This is a genomic window from Pseudoalteromonas sp. NZS71_1 (genome assembly GCF_015864305.1).
In the GTDB taxonomy this organism is placed as follows: domain Bacteria; phylum Pseudomonadota; class Gammaproteobacteria; order Enterobacterales; family Alteromonadaceae; genus Pseudoalteromonas; species Pseudoalteromonas arctica.
In genome coordinates this window covers 1-18,696 of the sequence record NZ_JADYXM010000012.1, presented here as the reverse complement: position 1 = coordinate 18,696, position 18,696 = coordinate 1, and the positions used below count along the sequence as shown (strand labels likewise).

The following is an 18,696-nucleotide window of genomic DNA, read 5'->3' as shown; positions in this document are numbered from 1 at the left end:
ACTTAAAAACACCTTGTAGGTGATAAATATTAAATAAGATTATTTATTACACGCTATGACATTTTTTGTACTTTTTATTGCTACCACATGGGCAGTCATCATTTCTGCCCACTTTAATATCTTCAACAGGATATATAGTGCCATCTAAATAACGCCATTGAGTGTTTTCTTTAATAAACTGCGATTTTTCGTGAAGCTCACAAAATAAGTTTTGATAAAAATATTGGGCTTTAAATTCTACAGTGCCGGTATCGCCATCATGGCTTGACCCAATTACATCAAGATTTATAAATCGACAGCTGTTAGCAAAATCATTGATTTCTTTAACCGGATTTTCAGCTTGTTTTTCTTTTGCGTAGGTTTGATAAACATATTCTGCATTTTTAATAACATAAGCACTGAATCGTGAGCGCATAAGTTGTTCAGGAGAGTCAGCTTGCTTAACAGATAAGTGAAGCGGCTCGCAGCAATCGGCATAATTGTGCCCACTGCTGCAAAAACATAATGTGGTATTGAGTGAAGTCATAATAATAATACAAAGTCTAAAACATTAGTTTAACAAGCTTATTGGGCGAGTGATATCTCTGTTGTTTGAGACTTTTTAGTAAAACAGTATAGTTTTGTATTCGTTTTACTTAAATCGAACGATAGATTCGTAAGTAGTTGGTTATTAACTATATCGGTCCAGGTAATTACCGCTGCAAAGTTTCCGTTATGTAATGCAGAATTTAATACATACTCTAAATTTACTAGGTGCTTCTGTCTAATAACAAGTAATTTACTTGTATCAATAGAGCATGAGTCAAGTAAAGCTTTGCTAGGTACGTGATCTGGAGCAATTAGTAACGTCCACGCATTAGAGCTATTGTATTGGTGTAATACTTTTAAAAGCTCAAAGGTCGCTGAAATTTCATCTTCAATTTGAATCAAATTCACGCAATCGCTTTGCTCATCTTGTTGGTAACTTTTAACTGTTCTTACGGTAATAGGCTGTAACATAATTTCACTCACTGGGTTTTTATACAGTATTCATATACAGTAGTTTATACAGTGCTTTCGTGCAAGCCTTTTATGCTATTTATTTGTACAGTTATTCAGCTTTTGATCATTGTTTTTACTTTTTGAATTTATAATTCTTTATTAATCAGATTGTTATGGAATTATTTTTGAGAAGGTATTCTAAAAATAAATTTTTGAGCAGTGTCTTCATTTTGGGGTTTTATACTGTATAGGATTATCTTTGTAACCATATACAGTATTTTTTACACTGCATACAGTACTTCTGCTATAGCTAGCTTATGTGTTTTCACTCGTGCGAGGGATCATATGAGAAAACTGGAGTTGGTGGATTTGTTCGTACAAACTTGCCGCATAACATTGAGCATCTTTAAATCGCTTAGTTTCGATATGTTTGCGTATATCTGTAACCGCTGCAGTGGCAGGGGCGTACCCTTGGCTACTTGCTAAGCTTAACCAAGCTACAGCATGAAATACACTTTGTGGCACGCCTTCACCTTTCACAAAAAATAAACCTAAATAAAACTGTGCTCTATGGTTTCCCGCCATTGCAGCAAGTCGCATCCATTTTGCAGCCAATGGAGCTTGATTATTTTTTAAATAATATAGGGCTTTATTTAACGTACTTTGCTCATCTTTTTTATTATCAACGGGCACAGAGGTATTTTCGGGTTGAGTAACAAAACCTAAAATATTATCTAGCTGTTGCTCTAAGTCTTGCTCACAAGGTGTTGTTTTAAGCATATTGGTTCATTTATTATTTTAACTACTTTAACAGTTTAGTATATAGCAAGGTAAAATGTCCTGTAAAAGATAATTTTTATGTTAAAATCTCGCCACTTTTTACTATCACAAGTTTATTATGTTCGAAGCCTTATTTAAACTGAGCGAAAATAATTCAACAGTTAAACGCGAATGCGTTGCTGGCCTAACTACCTTTATAACTATGGTATACATTGTATTTGTAAACCCGGCTATGCTCGCAGAGGCTGGGATGGATCAAGGGGCTGCATTTGTAGCGACATGTATAGCAGCTGCGATAGGCTGTTTTATAATGGGTTTATGGGCTAACTATCCATTAGCATTAGCGCCTGGTATGGGACTAAATGCCTTTTTTACGTATGGTGTCGTATTAGGAATGGGTTATACCTGGCAAGCCGCGTTAGGGGCTGTATTTATGTCGGGTTGTATATTTTTGTTTTTAAGCTTATTTAAAGTCAGAGAGTGGATTATTAATGCCATACCTCTGGTGCTCAAGCGAGCAATCGCAACGGGTATAGGTGCTTTTTTAGCATTAATTGCCCTTAAAAATGCAGGCATTATTGTCTCAAGCCCGGCAACATTAGTACAGTTGGGCGACATTACTTCTCCAGGGCCGTTATTGGCTATATTAAGCTTTTTTGTAATTGCAGCGCTTTTATACCGCGATTTTAAAAGTGGCGTGCTTATTAGTATCTTATTAGTGACTGGCATTGCTTTAAGTTTGGGGCTTGTTGAATATCACGGTGTTATGGCTATGCCACCATCAATAATGCCTACTTTTATGCAGCTAGATTTTGCAGCCGCTTTTGATATATCAATGATGAGTGTTATTTTTGCTTTCTTGTTTGTCGATCTTTTTGATACTTCGGGTACATTAGTTGCGGTAACTCAAAAAGCAGGTTTAGCTGATGAAAAAGGTAACATGCCTCGTTTAGGGCGCGCATTAAGTGCTGACAGCTCAGCAACAATTGCAGGTGCGATGCTAGGTACGTCTACGACTACATCGTATATAGAATCGGTTGCTGGTGTATCTGTTGGCGGACGTACTGGCTTAACAGCTGTAGTTGTAGGCATTTGCTTTTTACTAATGATGTTTTTTGCACCGCTTGCACAAATGGTACCGGCTTATGCTACGGCAGGCGCTATTTTATATGTCGCTGTTCTGATGCTGCAAAATTTAAAGTTTGTAAACTGGGATGATATGACCGATGCAATTCCTGTTACTGTGGTATTACTAATGACACCATTAACGTTTTCGATTGCGCACGGTATTGCACTTGGTTTTATATCTTATACGGCGGTTAAAGTCTTGTGCGGTAAGCAAGATCAAGTCAGTATTAGTGTTTGGATATTAACAGCCTTGTTTGTTTTCAAGTTTGCATTTTTGTCTTAATAGCTAATAAAAAACACAAAAAAGCCTGCACAAATTTTAATTTGTGCAGGCTTTTTTAATGCTTTTATAAAAGCACTACCATTTCTTTTTAGGAGCAAACAGTATATCTAAGTCGTCTTGCTCTTCTTCTGTTTTCTTTTTAAGTGCGCTTGCATTAGAAGCTCGCAGTTCAACACTAATTGCCTCTAAGTAACCCTCAACTTCTAGCCGTTTTGTTGTTACATATTCGTCAGAGTAGGTAACTGCGCTGAGTGTTGCCTGCGCTTTTTCAAAATACTGTCTTGCAGAACCAACCATACTGGCTGAGCGGGCAGATAGGCCCCGTTTTATTTGGCTTTCAATATTAATACGCAGTTGTAGTTTTTCGAGACGTTTATCTTCAAGAACAAAAACTTGGCTATCAATACGACCTTTGCTGTGTTCAGAGCGTAAAATTGAGCGTAATTTTTTAATGCCTTGAATTAGGCCTACAAGTTGTTTGTCATTACTCGGTAGCGTTAAAGCTTCACTGCTATTATCTTGAACTGGATTAGATAAGTGCGTTTTTGCTTCACTTAAGCGGCTTTTAAGTGCTTTAGATGTTTGCGAGTTAGTAACCATTGTATTTAAGGCTTCGTAAATACGGCGCTGTAATGTACGAATTAGATTTTCAGAAAGGGGGATGTTAGCACTATTCATTAGTGCCTCTTCTGTTTCTTCTATTATAGCTTTTTGTTTTGTAAGCTCTTTTCGGCGTTCTGCCTCTTGTTTTTCTTTGTGTTGTTGTACAGCACTTACCCAAAGTGCAATCACAATCAATGCAACTATAAGCACTATTATAATAGAAACGATCATGGTGTAATTCTCGGATATATAACCTAATTATTTAATCTTACATTAAATATACGTTAACAGGGTAGCTTTGCGCCGATTAACTTAAAAAATATACCAAAAAATTGATAGGTTGAGCTCTTTATAAACTGCAGTAAGCCTAAGGGCTTATAAACTAAAGCTGAATAATCATCGCTACCTGAAGCATATTTATTATGCTAGCCTTGAGCTCTAATCAGATAATTGCACACCTAAAGACCTAAAGTGCTATTTTACGTAAATAACACTTGGTTTTAAGCGGTATTGCCTTTATAAATAATATGAATAATAACGTTAAAATTTGCAGCCATGAAATTACAACAACTCAGATACATCGTAGAAGTACAAAATCATAAATTAAATGTTTCAGCGACTGCTGAGAGTTTATTTACCTCGCAGCCAGGAATTTCTAAACAAGTACGCATGTTAGAAGATGAGTTGGGTGTGCAAATTTTTGGTCGCAGTGGTAAGCATTTAACGCATGTAACCGGTGCCGGCGAAGATATTATTAATATTTCTCGTGAAATACTCTCTAAGGTAGAAGGTATTAAAGCCGTTGCTAATGAGCATACGCTACCTGATCAAGGTAAGCTAAATATTGCTACAACACATACCCAAGCTCGTTATGCTTTGCCTAACGTAATTCAAGGGTTTATGAAAAAATACCCTGCGGTATCGCTTCATATGCACCAAGGTACTCCACAGCAAATATCGGATGCTGCAGCACGCGGTGATGCCGATTTTGCTATTGCAACAGAAGCACTGCATTTGTATTCAGATTTAGTTATGCTGCCTTGCTACCATTGGAATCGCAGTATTGTTGTCGCTAAAGACCATCCGTTGGCTAAAAAGGCAAATAGTTTAACCGTTGCTGATATTGCTCAATATCCACTCATTACATATGTATTTGGTTTTACGGGCCGCTCAGAGTTAGATAAAGCGTTTAGCGCACACGGGCTTGAACCACACATTGTATTTACCGCAACCGATGCTGATGTTATAAAAACATACGTACGACTGGGTTTAGGAGTTGGTGTTGTTGCTTCAATGGCGATAGATCAAGTAAGCGATACCGATTTAGTGTGTATTGATGCAAGCCACTTATTTGAAGCTAGTACGACCAAAATTGGTTTTAGAAAGGGCAGCTTTTTGCGTACTTATATGTATGATTTTATCGAACGTTTTGCACCGCACTTAACTAAAGAGCGAGTAGAGCGAGCAAGCTTATTACGTAACCAAGATGACGTAGATAAGTTATTTGCAGATATAGAGTTACCCGTTAAATAATGTCACTACATTAAACGAATAATAAAAAAGCCGCCTATTTTAAAAATAGGCGGCTTTTTCTTTTTATAGCGAGCTGATTAACATTCGATAATATTAACAGCCAATCCACCGCGAGCGGTTTCTTTATATTTAGTTTTCATATCGTTACCAGTTTCAAGCATGGTTTTAATCACTTTATCAAGCGATACCTTTTGCTCGCCACTGCCACGTATAGCTAAACGTGAAGCGTTAATTGCTTTAATAGCGCCCATTGCATTACGTTCGATACACGGTACTTGTACTAAGCCACCAACAGGGTCGCACGTTAGGCCTAAATTATGTTCCATACCAATTTCTGCTGCGTTTTCTACTTGCACAACATTGCCACCAACAATTTCTGTTAATGCGCCTGCAGCCATAGAGCACGCAACGCCGACTTCACCTTGGCAACCTACTTCGGCACCCGATATAGAGGCATTCTTTTTATATAAAATACCAATAGCAGCAGCGGTTAATAAATAACGCGTGGCTATATCGCGGTCTACTTCTTTCACAAATGTGTGATAGTACATAAGCACAGCCGGTAAAATACCCGCAGCACCATTAGTTGGTGCGGTAACTACACGGCCACCTGCAGCGTTTTCTTCGTTTACGGCAAGGGCAAATAAATCAACCCAGTCCATTGCACGAAGCGGGTCGTTACTGACCTCTATATTTAGTTTTAAGTATAAGCTGGGCGCACGGCGTTTTACTTTTAAGCCGCCAGGTAAAATACCTTCGGTGCGCATACCACGGTCAATACAAGCCATCATTACTTTCCAAATATGGAACAATGTGTCTTTTACTTCGTCTTCAGTGCGCAGTGTTTTTTCGTTTTTCATCATCAAGGTAGAAACACTAAACCCAGACTCTTTACACATCTCTAGTAGTTCTTTTGCGCTACCAAATGGGAAGGGGGCTGGATTTTCTTCTCTAATATCGAGGGCTGCCTGTTTTTCGTTTTCAAACTCTTCGTCGGTAACAATGAAGCCACCGCCAATAGAGTAATATACTTTGCTGTAAACTTTTTCGCCGTTGTTTGAGGCGATAATTTCCATTGCATTAGAATGCTTAGGCAGTGTTTTACGACGATGAAAAACAATAGCACCTTGTTTTGGAAACTTAGCTTTGTGTGTTTTGTTTAGATAAATAACCTGATCTTTTTCGATGGTTGCTAAAATGTCGTCGACTAAATCGGCATCAATTGTTTCAGGATCGTAACCGGCTAAACCAAGAATTACGGCTTTACCCGAGCCATGGCCAACACCTGTTTGACCAAGAGAGCCATAAAGCTCTACTTTAATATCGGTAACATTTGCTAATAATTGTTGTTCTTGTAGGTCATTAACAAATAAGCGTGATGCGCGCATTGGGCCAACGGTGTGTGATGACGAAGGGCCAATACCAATGCTAAACATATCAAATGCACTGATCATAATGTGTGTGTCTCTACTTTGTTTTATCAGCACGAAGCTGCTCTTTGAACGGTCGAGCATGATAACGTGGAATTGTGATTGTGTAACTACTAATAACGAAGATTTAAACTGGTAAGGCGAGTTGTTTTGTAAAGTTTTTTATAATGCTTGCAGTCGCACCCCAAAGTAAACCATGCGGCGTTTTAAAACCTTGCAAAATAACCGTTTTCCCAAATCGTTGAAAAGGTAAGGGTTGCCAGTTAGCTTCGTTATTTAACTCAGTGACAGAGAGCAAAAAGCTCGCTTGTACTTCATTATAGTCATTTTCCCAGGTGGTGTCTTTTTTGAGTAAACCTACATAGGGGCTAATACTAAAACCCGTTAAGGTTGAATACTCAGGTAAGTGACCTAATACATTAACGTTGCTTTGGGCAATATTTAGCTCTTCTTTTAGTTCGCGAAGGGCTGTGGTGCGAAGGGTAATGTCGCTTACTTCAAACTTACCTCCGGGCAAACAAATCTCCCCGGGGTGATGGTGTAAATAAGTAGGGCGTTTACACAGTAAAATATGTGCATGGTTATCTATATCAATAATTGGCAGCATAACCGCGCTAGCGCGTTTTTTACGTGTGTCTTTTAATTGATTTGGCGCAGCTGTAGGGCTTAACAGAAAACGCGCCATAATGTGCTCACTATTCAAAGCGACCTACTGTTTTAGTAAAGGAAGAATTTTATTTACTTTATCGTATGTTTCTTGATATTCCAATTCGACTTTAGAATCAGCTACGATTCCGCCACCTGCCCAACAGTAAATTTGTTGTTGGTGACATACCAAAGTGCGAATCGTAATACTCGTATCCATATTGCCACAGGCACTTAAATAACCAATTGAGCCACAATAAATGCTGCGGCGATGCGGCTCTAATTCTTCAATTATTTCCATCGCTCTAATTTTGGGCGCACCGGTGATTGAGCCACCCGGAAAAGCCGCTTTTAGCTGATCGACCGCTGTTTTACCTTCATCAAGTTCTGAGGTTACCGTGCTTACTAAATGATGCACTGCCGGAAAGCTTTCAATAGCAAAAAGGGAAGGGACGTGAACGCTGCCAGGTTTTGCCACTTTGCCTAAGTCGTTACGCAGTAAATCAACAATCATTACATTTTCAGCGCGATCTTTAGCTGATGCTGCGAGTATTTTCGCTTGGCGTTGATCCTCTAGTGCATCTGCTTTTCGCGGCAGTGTGCCTTTAATTGGCTTGGTTTCTACAACGTTATTGTTTACAGATATAAAGCGCTCAGGAGAAATTGATAAAATAGCCCCTTGAGGGTGATTTATAAAGCTTGAAAACGGCGCTTTATTTGCCTCACGCAGTTTAATATAAGCTGCCCAAGGGGAGCCTTCAAACTGAGCGTTAAAGCGCTGCGCTAAATTAATTTGGTAACAATCGCCACTTTTTAAATACTCCTCAATTTGGGCAAACTTTGCAGCGTATTCCGTTTCGCTCATATTTGATTGCCAGTCGCTATTTAGGGCAAAGGACTGTGTATTAACTTGGGAGTTAACGTGTGTATTTAAATATTGTTGATAAAGCGCTAATCGATCGGTGTTTGGCTGCGATACATAAAACCAGCTTTGTTGCTGCTTGTCGTAAATAAGGGCATCTAAGTAAAGGCCAATAGCCATTTGGGGAAGGTTAATGTCTTCGATAGCACGAGTGGGGATGTTTTCAATTGTACGGCCTAGGTCGTAGCCAAAGTAGCCAAGCCAGCCGCCGTTAAAGGGTAAATCGTAACCGGCTTTTGTTTTATCAAGATGCGAAAGCTCATTATTCATAATTTCAAAGCAGTTATCACTACTTTCTATATTATTTAAAAAGCTTTTATTATTTTTTACTTCAAGGGTACTTTGCGGCTCAATGGCAATAATATCAAAACGGCTGTTTATATGATTACTATTTGCAGAATCTAATAGAATTGCATAAGGCAAATGTGAAAAATGCGCAAAAACGTCAATGCAGTTTTGTGTTATGCCTAATTTAATACAATTTTTTTTATTGTTTAGCATTTACTGCCCCTTTAAGAACTGGCTCGAAACGGGCTGGGAGGGTATCATAAGTCAAATTTTTTGGCAGCACTAAGCTGTAAAAAACAGTGCAAACCACCGTCACCGGTTTGATTTAGATTACGCGACAACGCGTAACGGTAACTTAAGGAACCACTATGAGTACAATTTGTCAGCAAGACTTTATTGATAGCATTGAAGATGCATTGCAATATATTTCGTTCTATCACCCACTTGATTTTGTTCAAGCTCTCGAGAAAGCTTACAACAAAGAACAAAGTAAAGCGGCTAAAGACGCCATTGCACAAATTTTAATTAACTCACGCATGTCGGCTGAAGGCAAGCGTCCACTTTGCCAAGATACCGGTATTATTACCTGTTTTGTTAAAGTAGGTATGGATGTTAAGTGGGATAAAACAGATTTAACCGTTCAACAAATGGTTGATGAAGGTACTCGTCGTGCATATTTGAATCCAGATAACCCTTTACGTGCATCTATTGTTACAGACCCTGCTGGCACGCGTAAAAACACGAAAGATAATACGCCTTCGGTTGTACATATCGATTTAGTAGCGGGTGGTAAAGTAGAAGTAATGGTTGCGGCTAAAGGTGGCGGCTCTGAAAACAAAAGTAAAATGGTTATGTTAAACCCGTCAGATGATGTTGCTGAATGGGTAGAAAAAACACTACCAACAATGGGTGCTGGTTGGTGTCCGCCAGGCATGCTAGGAATAGGTATTGGTGGTACGGCTGAAAAAGCGGCAGTAATGGCTAAAGAGTCGTTAATGGACCCGGTTGATATCCATGAACTAATGGAACGTGGCGCAGAAACGACTGAAGAAAAGCTACGTTTAGAAATTTTTGACCGTGCTAATAAATTAGGTATTGGCGCACAAGGCTTAGGCGGTTTAACAACGGTTGTTGATGTTAAAATTAAAACAGCACCAACGCATGCGGCTTCAAAACCTGTAGTAATGATCCCTAACTGTGCGGCAACTCGCCATGTACATTTTACACTCGACGGTTCTGGCCCTGCTAATTTAAAAGCACCTAAGCTAGAAGATTGGCCACAAGTAACATTTGAAGTGGGCGAAGGAACACGTCGTGTTGACTTAAATACACTGACTAAAAAAGATGTTCAAGAATGGAAAATGGGCGAAACTGTTTTACTTTCGGGCACTATTTTAACAGGTCGTGATGCAGCGCATAAACGTCTGCAAGATATGATCAATTCAGGTGAAGGTTTACCAAAAGGCGTAGACTTTGATAATAAATTTATTTATTACGTTGGTCCTGTTGATGCGGTACGCGATGAAGCAGTTGGTCCTGCTGGCCCTACAACGGCAACTCGCATGGATAAATTTACCGATATGATGCTAGAAAAAACAGGCATTGTAGGCATGATTGGTAAAGCTGAACGTGGCCCTGCAACTGTTGAGTCTATTAAAGAGCATAAATCTGTTTATTTGATGGCTGTAGGCGGCGCAGCTTACTTAGTATCTAAAGCGATTAAAAAAGCACGCGTAGTTGCTTTTGAAGATTTAGGTATGGAAGCTATTTATGAATTTGAAGTAGAAGATATGCCAGTGACCGTTGCAGTAGACAGTGAAGGCGCCAATGCGCATACACAAGGCCCTGCAATCTGGAAAGCTAAAATAGAAGAGCTTGATAGCAAGCTAAAATAACGTACGTTTTGTATTTTTAAAAAGCGAGCCTAGTGCTCGCTTTTTTGTTTTTTTAAATAGAGTCATTACCAAGTTTACAGCTCTGACCAGTTTGCGAGAAAGCTCACTTTTTACTGGAAACCCATAGGCAGCAGTACGTGGCGGGCAAGCAGCACTTGTATATTAAACTTTACACGCAATATTTGTGTTACGTTCACGTAAACGTAAGTTGGTGTGGTTGTTCTATTTATAGTTTTTAAAACTTACAAATGACGATTTTGTGAATTTTTTATCTATACAATAGTTTTAATCCGGTTATTTAATTTAAGCTTGATGTTTTCATTGGTTTTATCTTCTGCGAGTATAGCGAACTCGAATATGAAGTGATAAAGTCTCGGCAATTTCCAGCGCGCATACCCTCTCACGGGTTAACTATTTCGGAGTATTTTAAGTGGCTGTGTTTAATCGAGTTGAATTTGATAACCATGAACAAGTGGTTTTTTGTTCTGATGAAGAGTCGGGTTTAAAAGCAATTATTGCTGTACATAATACCAACCTAGGTCCTGCTGTTGGCGGATGTAGAATGTGGGATTATGCGAACGACGAAGATGCTGTTTACGACGTGCTACGTTTATCAAAGGGCATGACTTATAAAAATGCAGTTGCGCGCTTACCATTTGGTGGTGGTAAATCTGTAATTATAGGTAACGCGAAAGAAATTAAATCTGAGCAATTATTCCGTGCATTTGGCCGCCAGTTAGAGCGATTAAATGGCAGCTATTACTCAGCAGAAGATGTAAACATCACATGTGCTGATGTAGCTATTATGAATAAAGAAACTAATTACGTACTGGGTCTTGAAGGTAAAAGTGGTAACCCATCGCCATTTACAGCATACGGTACGTTTTTAGGAATTAAAGCAGCGCTACAGCATCAACGTGGTCATCAAGATTTTGCAGGTGTGAAAGTGGCTGTTCAAGGTTTAGGTGCTGTTGCATATGGTTTATGTAAGCATTTAGCCGATGCGGGCGCTGAGTTGTTTGTAACAGATATTAACCAAGTTGCAATTGATCGCGTAGTTAATGATTTTGGCGCGACTGCGGTTGGCATTGATGAAATTTACGACTTAGATGTTGATGTTTATGCACCTTGTGCATTAGGTGCAACTATTAACGATTTAACGATACCGCGTTTAAAAGCGACTATTATTGCAGGCTGTGCTAATAATCAGCTGGCAGAGTCTCGCCACGGTGAAGTTATTCGTGAAAAAGGCATTTTATATGCACCAGATTACGTAATTAACGCTGGTGGTATTATTAATGTTTATTACGAAACAGCGCCAGAAGGTTACAGTGCAGCAGCGTCTAATAAACATGTTGAAGGTATTTTTAATACGTTAACGGAAATCTTTGCCCGTAGCGAAAAAGAGCAAAAATCAACGCATTTAATTGCTGACGAATTAGCGCAAGAGATCATTAAAAACGGTCTGTGATCTAAGTTCTAATTTATATAAGGGTGTGCAAGTGCACACCCTTTGTTTATCTGTAAGTTAAGGGGTGTTGATCTTTGCGGATTTAACCTTGAAAGATCAACAGACCCTAATGCAATTATTACTGAACAGCGGTACACTTTATTTTTAATTTTGTGCGGCAAATTATGACTCCCTCAACTTCTCTCATGCAGCCTATCGATTTAGATAATTGGCCTAGAAAGCAACACTTTGAATTATTTAAACACTTTTCTCAGCCTTATTTTAATGTGTGTGTGCGTTTAGATGCTCAAGCACTTTACGACTATTGCAAAACCAATCAATTTTCTTTTTTTCAAGCGTATGTATATTGCACCTTAAAAGCGTGCCATGAGTACGATTCAATAATGCTACGTATAATAGACAGTAAGCCATGGCTACTTAACAGTGTTCGCGCAAGTGTGGTTGAGTTGTCTGAAAACGATACGTTTGTTTTTAGTTATTTTAACAGCACAGGCGAGTTTAAAGAGTTTACAAATCATGCAAGTGACGTAAGCAAAAAAGCGAAATTACAGCCGTTATTTTCTGATGCATTTGCTCAAACAGAAGGGCAGGCAGATTTAATTCATATATCTGTTTTGCCGTGGCTGAATTTTAGTGCGTTTTCGCATGCATTTAGTGAAGGGCAGAGTTTAGGCATTCCTAAATTTGTATTTGGTCAGTTTGATAAACACACAGGCACAATGCCTTTAGCTATCGATGTACACCATTCATTAATGGATGGTTTGCACGTAGCGAAATTTATAAACACATTGCAGGGTACATTTGATACCTTTTGCAAAAATTAACTTTAAACACATCAGTAACGGCAGTGCAAAGCAGTAAATAATTTATAAGTAATCTATAAGTAATCTATAAGTAATCTATAAGCAATGCGATGTGAATTACTTTATATTCAAATACATAACCTTGTATGCTTGAAAAGCACGTGTGCTGGACATATTTATATACCATACCTTAGCTCAGGAAATCCCCATGATAAATGGACTGTTAATTGTTGTTTTAATTCTTTTTGTGGTGATTTTCTGGCGTTGGCCATCAATTCAAAACCGATTATGGCGCAGTAAATATAAAGACTTTGCTTTAAATTCGCAGCAAAAAGATATTTTACTGCGTTGCATGCCCATCTATAAAAAAATGACCGACGCCGACAGAGAAAAATTAGAGCGACATATTACGTGGTTTTTAAACGAAAAACGCTTTGTCGGTTGTGATGGCTTAAGGCTAACGTCTGCAATGAAGTTAATTGTTGCCGCCGATGCGTGTGTATTAGTACTTAATAAACCGTGGCCGTTATATAGAAATGTAAAAGAAATTTTATTATATCCAAGTGCTTATTATGCTCCGCAATCAACTCGCGATAGTGCAGGACTTGTGAGTTACCATAATACGGTAAGACTAGGCGAGTCATGGCCTGGCGGCACGCTCGTTTTAAGCTGGCATGATGTACTTGAGGGTAATCGTTTACCAAGCGATGGACATAACTTGGTATTTCATGAGTTTGCGCATCAACTCGATCAAGAAACAGGTAAAACAACGGGCACACCCATTTTAAAAAGCTCAGCAGATTACAAAGAGTGGGGCCGAGTATTTAGCCGTGCTTTCACCCAGTTAAAAAGCCATGTTGCCTATAGCATGCCGCATGTTATTCACAGCTATGGTGCGACTAACGAAGCTGAGTTTTTTGCTGTACTCACCGAAACCTTCCTCGAAAAACCTGCAGAGCTTCGCCGATACGATCCTGAAATTTACAGTATGCTAGTTAATTACTATCAATTTGACCCTATTGTTTGGCATTAAACCTACATAAACCGCGCTTTATCATATAACGCTGGCAAGTTGCGTTTGTTTTTGTTGCAATCATGTGAAATAGTTTTTACTGCAACAATAACAAGCGAGAAACGCATGAAAAAAATGCTTCATACAGTATTGGCGCTGTCGGTGTCATTAGCGATAGGGCAGGTAAATGCCGCTGAAAAAGACGAACAAAAATGGCAAGTAGATTCACCTAAGGGGCAATTTGTTGACGCTGCAATTAGCGTTGATCAGGGCACATGGATGAATATAGATATTAGCCCTGATGGTAAAACCGTGGTGTTTGACTTACTTGGCGATATTTATACTATGCCAATGAGTGGTGGTACAGCCACAAAGCTCACCTCTGATATTGCATGGCAAATGCAACCACGCTTTAGTCCTAACGGCAAAAGTATTGCGTTTACCTCCGATCAAGGTGGTGGCGATAACATTTGGATAATGGACTTAAATGGTGAAAATCAACACGCTGTTACCGATGAAACCTTTAGATTACTAAATAGTCCTGCATGGAGTCCTGATGGCGACTACTTAGTTGCGCGTAAACACTTTACAGCTAGCCGCTCATTGGGAGCAGGTGAAGTGTGGTTGTATCACAAAGCGGGTGGTAAGGGCGTACAGCTTACAAAACGCGAGAACGATCAAAAAGATTTAGGTGAGCCAATGTTTTCACCTGATGGTCGTTATGTATACTTTTCGCATGATGCAACACCCGGTAAAACCTTTCATTATTCAAAGGATTCTGTAGCGGGCATTTATAAAATTAAGCGCTACGACCGTGAAACGGGTGAAATTGAAACCATAATCGATACGATGGGCGGTGCTATTAGGCCTACACCATCATCAGATGGTAAAAAACTTGCTTATATAAAGCGTGATGACTTTCAAACTAGCTTGTATTTATATGACTTAACTAGCGGTGAGCACACTAAGCTTTACGATAAGCTTGAGCGAGATATGCAAGAAACATGGGCTATTCATGGTGTATACCCAACTATTGCATGGACACCCGATAACGAAGAGTTAGTATTTTGGGCTGGTGGTACAATTCACAAGCTAGATGTTGCAGACAAATCCGTTAAAACCATTCCTTTTAAAGTGCAAACTACTAAAAAAATTCAAAAAGCGGTGCGCTTTACACAAAACTTAGATACTGATGAGTTTGATGTAAAAATGCTGCGTAATGTGCAAGTAAGCCCCGATGGCGAAACGGCAATTTTTGAAGCGCTTGGGCATATTTATAAACGCGATTTAGAGTCGGGTAAAATTAAGCGTTTAACAAAGCAAACTGATCATTACGAATTATTTCCACAGTACTCTCGCGATGGTAAAAAAATAGTTTACACCACATGGGATGACAACAAACAAGGGTCTGTAAGGGTTGTGTCTGTGCGCAGTGGTCGTGGCGATACAATAACTAAAGAGCCTGGCAAGTACGTAGAGCCTACGTTTAGTCCAGATGGGAAAACGGTTGTTTATCGAAAAGCCACGGGGGGCAGTATTTTAAACCCTAAGTGGTCACTTAATCCGGGGGTTTATAGCGTAAGCGCAAAAGGCGGTAAAAGTGAGCTTATTTCAAAAAGTGGTTATCAACCACAATTTGGAGATGCAAACGATCGCGTTTTTATAATGAGTCCTTGGCCAAAACCAACGCTTAGTGTAGTTGAGCTTGAAAGTAAAAAAGTTCGCAAACTATACGAGTCAGAGCATGCGACTGAATTTAGAGTATCACCAGATGGGCAATATCTGGCTTTTGCTGAGCGATTTAAAGTATTTGTAACGCCGTTTGTTCAAAGTGGTAAAACAATTAATATTGGGCCTAAAGACAGTCAATTTCCAATAGAGCAGTTATCGGTACGTGCTGGTGAAAACATTAGCTGGAGTGCTAAGAGCAACAAACTTTATTGGACATTAGGGCCTGAGCTTTATCATGCAAGCCTTGAGGGGATGTTTGCCATTAACAAAGCCGAAGATGCCGACTTTAAAGTGAAAAGTGGCGATAATATCGGTTTCAGTAAAAAAATGGCAGAGCCTAAAGGTATGATTGCGCTCACTGGTGCAAAAATTATAACTATGGACGGCGAAAAGGTTATTGAAAATGGTGTAATTATCACTGATGGCAAGCATATTAAAGCAATTGGTACAGCCAGCGATATAAGCATTCCTAAAGGTGCTGAGGTTATTGATGTAACAGGTAAAACTATTATGCCTGGTATTGTTGATGCTCATGCACATGGCTCGCAAGCAAGTGACGAAATTATACCTCAGCAAAACTGGAAAAACTTTGCAGGTTTAGCGCTGGGTGTAACTACAATTCACGATCCATCAAACGATACCTCAGAAATATTTACCGCAAGCGAAATGCAAAAGGCAGGCATGATTGTTGGCCCGCGTATTTTCTCAACGGGTACTATTTTATATGGCGCAAATATGCCAGGTTATACGTCGCATATTGACTCGTTAGACGATGCTAAATTTCATTTAGAGCGCCTTAAAAAAGTAGGGGCGTTTAGTGTTAAATCGTATAACCAGCCACGCCGAGAGCAGCGCCAACAAGTTATTGAAGCAGGCCGGATGCTTGAAATGATGGTTGTCCCTGAAGGCGGCTCATTATTACAACATAACTTAAGTATGATTGTAGATGGACACACAGGTATTGAGCATTCAATCCCCGTAGAGCACATATATGACGATATAAAGCAGTTATGGTCGCAAAGTGATGTAGGTTACACACCAACACTTGTAGTGGCTTATGGTGGCATTTGGGGTGAGAACTACTGGTACGATAAAACTGATGTGTGGAATCACCCGCGTTTAAGTAAATTTGTGCCAAAAAATCAATTATTACCACGCTCTATGCGCCGCATTAAAGCGCCCGATCATCACTATAATCACTTTAATAACGCACGCGTTGCTGCTGAGCTACAAGACCTAGGTGTATTAGTTAACTTAGGTGCTCACGGTCAGCGTGAAGGCTTAGGTGCACACTGGGAGATGTGGATGTTTGCACAAGGCGGAATGACACCGCTTGAGGCTATACGTGCTTCAACACTCGATCCGGCTAAGTATTTAGGGCTTGATAAAAACGTAGGCTCCCTTGAAGTGGGCAAACTGGCAGATTTAATGGTTATAGATGGCGATCCGCTTAAAAATATTCGAGATTCGGATAAAGTAGATTACACCATGATCAATGGTCGATTATTCAATGCAGAGACAATGAGTGAAGTGGGTAAAAAAGAGCGCGAACCACTTTACTTCGAAAAGTTATAATTTATTTTGATCTTTTGAAAGCGGCTACATAGCCGCTTTTTTTAGTCTTACTCAACTTATAAGGCTCTATTTTTTTGATTAAATGGTGCAATTAAGGTTGGAAGACGATAATTAATATAATTTTTAGATATTTTTTAGCAAATCGCGCACATAAAAAAACCGCTTAACGCGGTTTCTTTTAAAAATCATAAATGTTGATTAAACAACACCGCGCGGTAAGCGACAGTCATGATCTTTACGAGCTAAAATTACAATCCAAAGTTCTTCCGCTGTGTAACCTTCTTCGTTTTCGGTAACAACAGTGAATGGCGCTTTTTTCTGTGCTTTAACAGGCGCAGCTGCTTTTGGTTTTTTCGTTTTAGTTGTTTTACCAGAGTTTAACTTTTTAGTAAGCTCTGCTACGTCAGCTAGGCGTAAATTTTTACCGCCATCAATGCTGTACCAACCAGGTTTAGTTGTGATTTCAGGTTTTTTACCATTGGCAGTTTCGTACGCTGCTTCAAAGGCAGATAACACTTCTGTTTTGTCTAGTTTGCTCATCAGAGACCCTATACGTTGTGAACACAGATAAAGAAGAGGTATTTATACCTATTTTAAAACAGTTTTTCAATTTTTTGCGATTTTCCTTCCATTTTAAGGCTATAAACGCCAAAATTTGCACAAAATTCAGTGCTAAGTAAGGTAAGTTATATGCAACGTAGAGAATTTAACCAACTCCTAAATGACATTTTAAAACCTCAATTAATTAAAGATTTTTGCCCAAATGGCTTACAGGTCGAAGGTAAAAACGAAATTAAAAAAATTGTGACGGGTGTAACCGCAAGTCAAGCTTTAATAGATGCTGCCATTGAGCAACAAGCAGATGCTATTTTAGTTCACCATGGGTTTTTTTGGAAAGGGGAATCCCAACCAATAACGGGAATGAAAAAGCGTCGTATAGGTGCGTTATTAGCACACGATATTAATTTATTTGGCTATCACTTACCACTCGATATTCATCCAGCAGTTGGCAATAACGCGCAACTTGCAAAGTTATTGGATATTGAAATTGAAACAGGGCTAGAGCCAACTTCAAATAGCGTAGCAATGAAAGGGCGTTTAAAAACACCATTAAGTGGTGAAGATTTTGCCGATAAAATTGCAAAAGTGCTAAATCGAACCCCACTCACAAGTTTAGTGCGTTCAACAAAAATTGAAACCATTGCACTGTGCACCGGTGGTGGGCAAGGGTATATTGATTTAGCTGCAGAGCAAGGTATTGATGCTTATTTAACGGGTGAGGCATCGGAGCAAACAATTCATAGTTCTCGTGAGCAAAACATTGATTTTTTTGCCGCAGGGCATCATGCAACAGAGCGCTATGGTGTAAAAGCTCTGGGTGAGTTACTTGCTCAAGAGCATGGTTTTGATGTGACATTTATAGATATAGATAACCCAGTTTAACTAGGCTATCTATTAGTTAACCTGAACTCTACTTGAGATAGATTTATTATCTAGAGTTCATATATGGTCTCCTCCAGTATTGCAAGGTGTCATTCAACGATAGCAGGGACAGGTTTGCTGTCATATATACGGTCTTTTAGTGAAGATTATTACTTCTGACCTTGATGTAATCC

At 39.2% G+C, this 18,696-nt stretch carries 16 protein-coding genes; 8 read left to right on the top strand and 8 right to left on the bottom strand.

What is annotated here, in order from left to right; translation table 11 throughout:
• Positions 1-46: 46 nt before the first annotated feature.
• The 3 genes from I6F43_RS15570 to I6F43_RS15560 all read right to left on the bottom strand — a co-directional run bounded on the left by I6F43_RS15570 (position 47) and on the right by I6F43_RS15560 (position 1,761).
• Positions 47-526 (bottom strand): YchJ family protein, encoded by a 480-nt coding sequence (locus I6F43_RS15570; protein ID WP_010555087.1) that lies wholly within the window; start codon positions 524-526, stop codon positions 47-49.
• A 38-nt stretch (positions 527-564) separates the two neighbouring features.
• Positions 565-999, bottom strand: coding sequence for a SulA-like leucine-rich domain-containing protein (locus I6F43_RS15565; protein ID WP_007583705.1), 435 nt, complete (start codon positions 997-999; stop codon positions 565-567).
• 297 nt (positions 1,000-1,296) lie between these two features.
• A complete protein-coding gene (locus I6F43_RS15560; protein ID WP_007583707.1) occupies positions 1,297-1,761 on the bottom strand; it encodes a tetratricopeptide repeat protein in 465 nt (154 codons plus the stop codon).
• Between the two features lie 118 nt (positions 1,762-1,879).
• Between I6F43_RS15560 and I6F43_RS15555 the strand changes: the two genes are divergently transcribed.
• Positions 1,880-3,172 carry an NCS2 family permease gene (locus tag I6F43_RS15555; RefSeq protein WP_010555089.1) on the top strand — a complete coding sequence of 431 codons (1,293 nt, stop codon included), beginning with the start codon at positions 1,880-1,882 and terminating at the stop codon, positions 3,170-3,172.
• Between the two features lie 75 nt (positions 3,173-3,247).
• On the opposite strand, the gene I6F43_RS15550 is transcribed toward I6F43_RS15555, so the two are convergent.
• Complete coding sequence (locus I6F43_RS15550) at positions 3,248-4,006, bottom strand: hypothetical protein (protein WP_007583833.1); 759 nt, start codon at positions 4,004-4,006, stop codon at positions 3,248-3,250.
• A gap of 324 nt (positions 4,007-4,330) precedes the next feature.
• On the opposite strand from I6F43_RS15550, the gene cysB reads away from it, so the two are divergent.
• Entirely contained in the window at positions 4,331-5,308 is a 978-nt protein-coding gene (gene cysB, locus I6F43_RS15545; protein WP_002961670.1) for an HTH-type transcriptional regulator CysB, read from the top strand.
• Positions 5,309-5,385: 77 nt separating this feature from the next.
• On the opposite strand, the gene I6F43_RS15540 is transcribed toward cysB, so the two are convergent.
• The 3 genes from I6F43_RS15540 to pabB form a co-directional block, all read right to left on the bottom strand.
• Entirely contained in the window at positions 5,386-6,762 is a 1,377-nt protein-coding gene (locus I6F43_RS15540) for an L-serine ammonia-lyase (RefSeq protein WP_010555091.1), read from the bottom strand.
• A gap of 103 nt (positions 6,763-6,865) precedes the next feature.
• Complete coding sequence (locus tag I6F43_RS15535) at positions 6,866-7,441, bottom strand: NUDIX hydrolase (protein WP_033026841.1); 576 nt, start codon at positions 7,439-7,441, stop codon at positions 6,866-6,868.
• 6 nt (positions 7,442-7,447) lie between these two features.
• A complete protein-coding gene (pabB, locus tag I6F43_RS15530) occupies positions 7,448-8,806 on the bottom strand; it encodes an aminodeoxychorismate synthase component I (protein ID WP_197103078.1) in 1,359 nt (452 codons plus the stop codon).
• A gap of 155 nt (positions 8,807-8,961) precedes the next feature.
• Here pabB and I6F43_RS15525 point away from each other — a divergent pair, with 155 nt between their 5' ends.
• The 5 genes from I6F43_RS15525 (at position 8,962) to I6F43_RS15505 (ending at position 17,080) form a co-directional block, all read left to right on the top strand.
• Positions 8,962-10,488 (top strand): fumarate hydratase, encoded by a 1,527-nt coding sequence (locus I6F43_RS15525; protein ID WP_197103076.1) that lies wholly within the window; start codon positions 8,962-8,964, stop codon positions 10,486-10,488.
• 430 nt (positions 10,489-10,918) lie between these two features.
• Positions 10,919-11,959, top strand: a complete 1,041-nt coding sequence (locus tag I6F43_RS15520; RefSeq protein WP_024598321.1) for a Leu/Phe/Val dehydrogenase — start codon at positions 10,919-10,921, stop codon at positions 11,957-11,959.
• A 185-nt stretch (positions 11,960-12,144) separates the two neighbouring features.
• Positions 12,145-12,783: a CatA-like O-acetyltransferase gene (locus tag I6F43_RS15515; protein WP_197103136.1), complete on the top strand. Its 639-nt coding sequence runs from the start codon at positions 12,145-12,147 to the stop codon at positions 12,781-12,783.
• Positions 12,784-12,970: 187 nt separating this feature from the next.
• Complete coding sequence (locus I6F43_RS15510; RefSeq protein ID WP_002961680.1) at positions 12,971-13,795, top strand: M90 family metallopeptidase; 825 nt, start codon at positions 12,971-12,973, stop codon at positions 13,793-13,795.
• 105 nt (positions 13,796-13,900) lie between these two features.
• Positions 13,901-17,080 carry an amidohydrolase family protein gene (locus I6F43_RS15505; RefSeq protein ID WP_197103074.1) on the top strand — a complete coding sequence of 1,060 codons (3,180 nt, stop codon included), beginning with the start codon at positions 13,901-13,903 and terminating at the stop codon, positions 17,078-17,080.
• Positions 17,081-17,278: 198 nt separating this feature from the next.
• Here the strand turns inward: I6F43_RS15505 and I6F43_RS15500 are convergent, their stop codons facing one another.
• The gene (locus tag I6F43_RS15500; RefSeq protein ID WP_002961684.1) at positions 17,279-17,620 is read right to left on the bottom strand and encodes a hypothetical protein; all 342 of its coding nucleotides are present in this window, start codon (positions 17,618-17,620) and stop codon (positions 17,279-17,281) included.
• Positions 17,621-17,770: 150 nt separating this feature from the next.
• On the opposite strand from I6F43_RS15500, the gene I6F43_RS15495 reads away from it, so the two are divergent.
• A complete protein-coding gene (locus I6F43_RS15495; protein ID WP_010555099.1) occupies positions 17,771-18,523 on the top strand; it encodes a Nif3-like dinuclear metal center hexameric protein in 753 nt (250 codons plus the stop codon).
• Positions 18,524-18,696 lie beyond the last annotated feature (173 nt).

Excerpts from the sequence above, each read along its gene's own strand:
- I6F43_RS15550 (WP_007583833.1), bottom strand. The coding sequence starts at position 4,006 with ATGATCGTTTCTATTATAATAGTGCTTATAGTTGCATTGATTGTGATT.
- cysB (WP_002961670.1), top strand. The coding sequence starts at position 4,331 with ATGAAATTACAACAACTCAGATACATCGTAGAAGTACAAAATCATAAA.
- I6F43_RS15510 (WP_002961680.1), top strand. The coding sequence starts at position 12,971 with ATGATAAATGGACTGTTAATTGTTGTTTTAATTCTTTTTGTGGTGATT.
- I6F43_RS15525 (WP_197103076.1), top strand. The coding sequence starts at position 8,962 with ATGAGTACAATTTGTCAGCAAGACTTTATTGATAGCATTGAAGATGCA.
- I6F43_RS15500 (WP_002961684.1), bottom strand. The coding sequence starts at position 17,620 with ATGAGCAAACTAGACAAAACAGAAGTGTTATCTGCCTTTGAAGCAGCG.
- I6F43_RS15540 (WP_010555091.1), bottom strand. The coding sequence starts at position 6,762 with ATGATCAGTGCATTTGATATGTTTAGCATTGGTATTGGCCCTTCGTCA.
- I6F43_RS15505 (WP_197103074.1), top strand. The coding sequence starts at position 13,901 with ATGAAAAAAATGCTTCATACAGTATTGGCGCTGTCGGTGTCATTAGCG.
- I6F43_RS15515 (WP_197103136.1), top strand. The coding sequence starts at position 12,145 with ATGCAGCCTATCGATTTAGATAATTGGCCTAGAAAGCAACACTTTGAA.
- I6F43_RS15560 (WP_007583707.1), bottom strand. The coding sequence starts at position 1,761 with ATGCTTAAAACAACACCTTGTGAGCAAGACTTAGAGCAACAGCTAGAT.
- I6F43_RS15495 (WP_010555099.1), top strand. The coding sequence starts at position 17,771 with ATGCAACGTAGAGAATTTAACCAACTCCTAAATGACATTTTAAAACCT.
- I6F43_RS15570 (WP_010555087.1), bottom strand. The coding sequence starts at position 526 with ATGACTTCACTCAATACCACATTATGTTTTTGCAGCAGTGGGCACAAT.
- I6F43_RS15555 (WP_010555089.1), top strand. The coding sequence starts at position 1,880 with ATGTTCGAAGCCTTATTTAAACTGAGCGAAAATAATTCAACAGTTAAA.
- I6F43_RS15565 (WP_007583705.1), bottom strand. The coding sequence starts at position 999 with ATGTTACAGCCTATTACCGTAAGAACAGTTAAAAGTTACCAACAAGAT.
- pabB (WP_197103078.1), bottom strand. The coding sequence starts at position 8,806 with ATGCTAAACAATAAAAAAAATTGTATTAAATTAGGCATAACACAAAAC.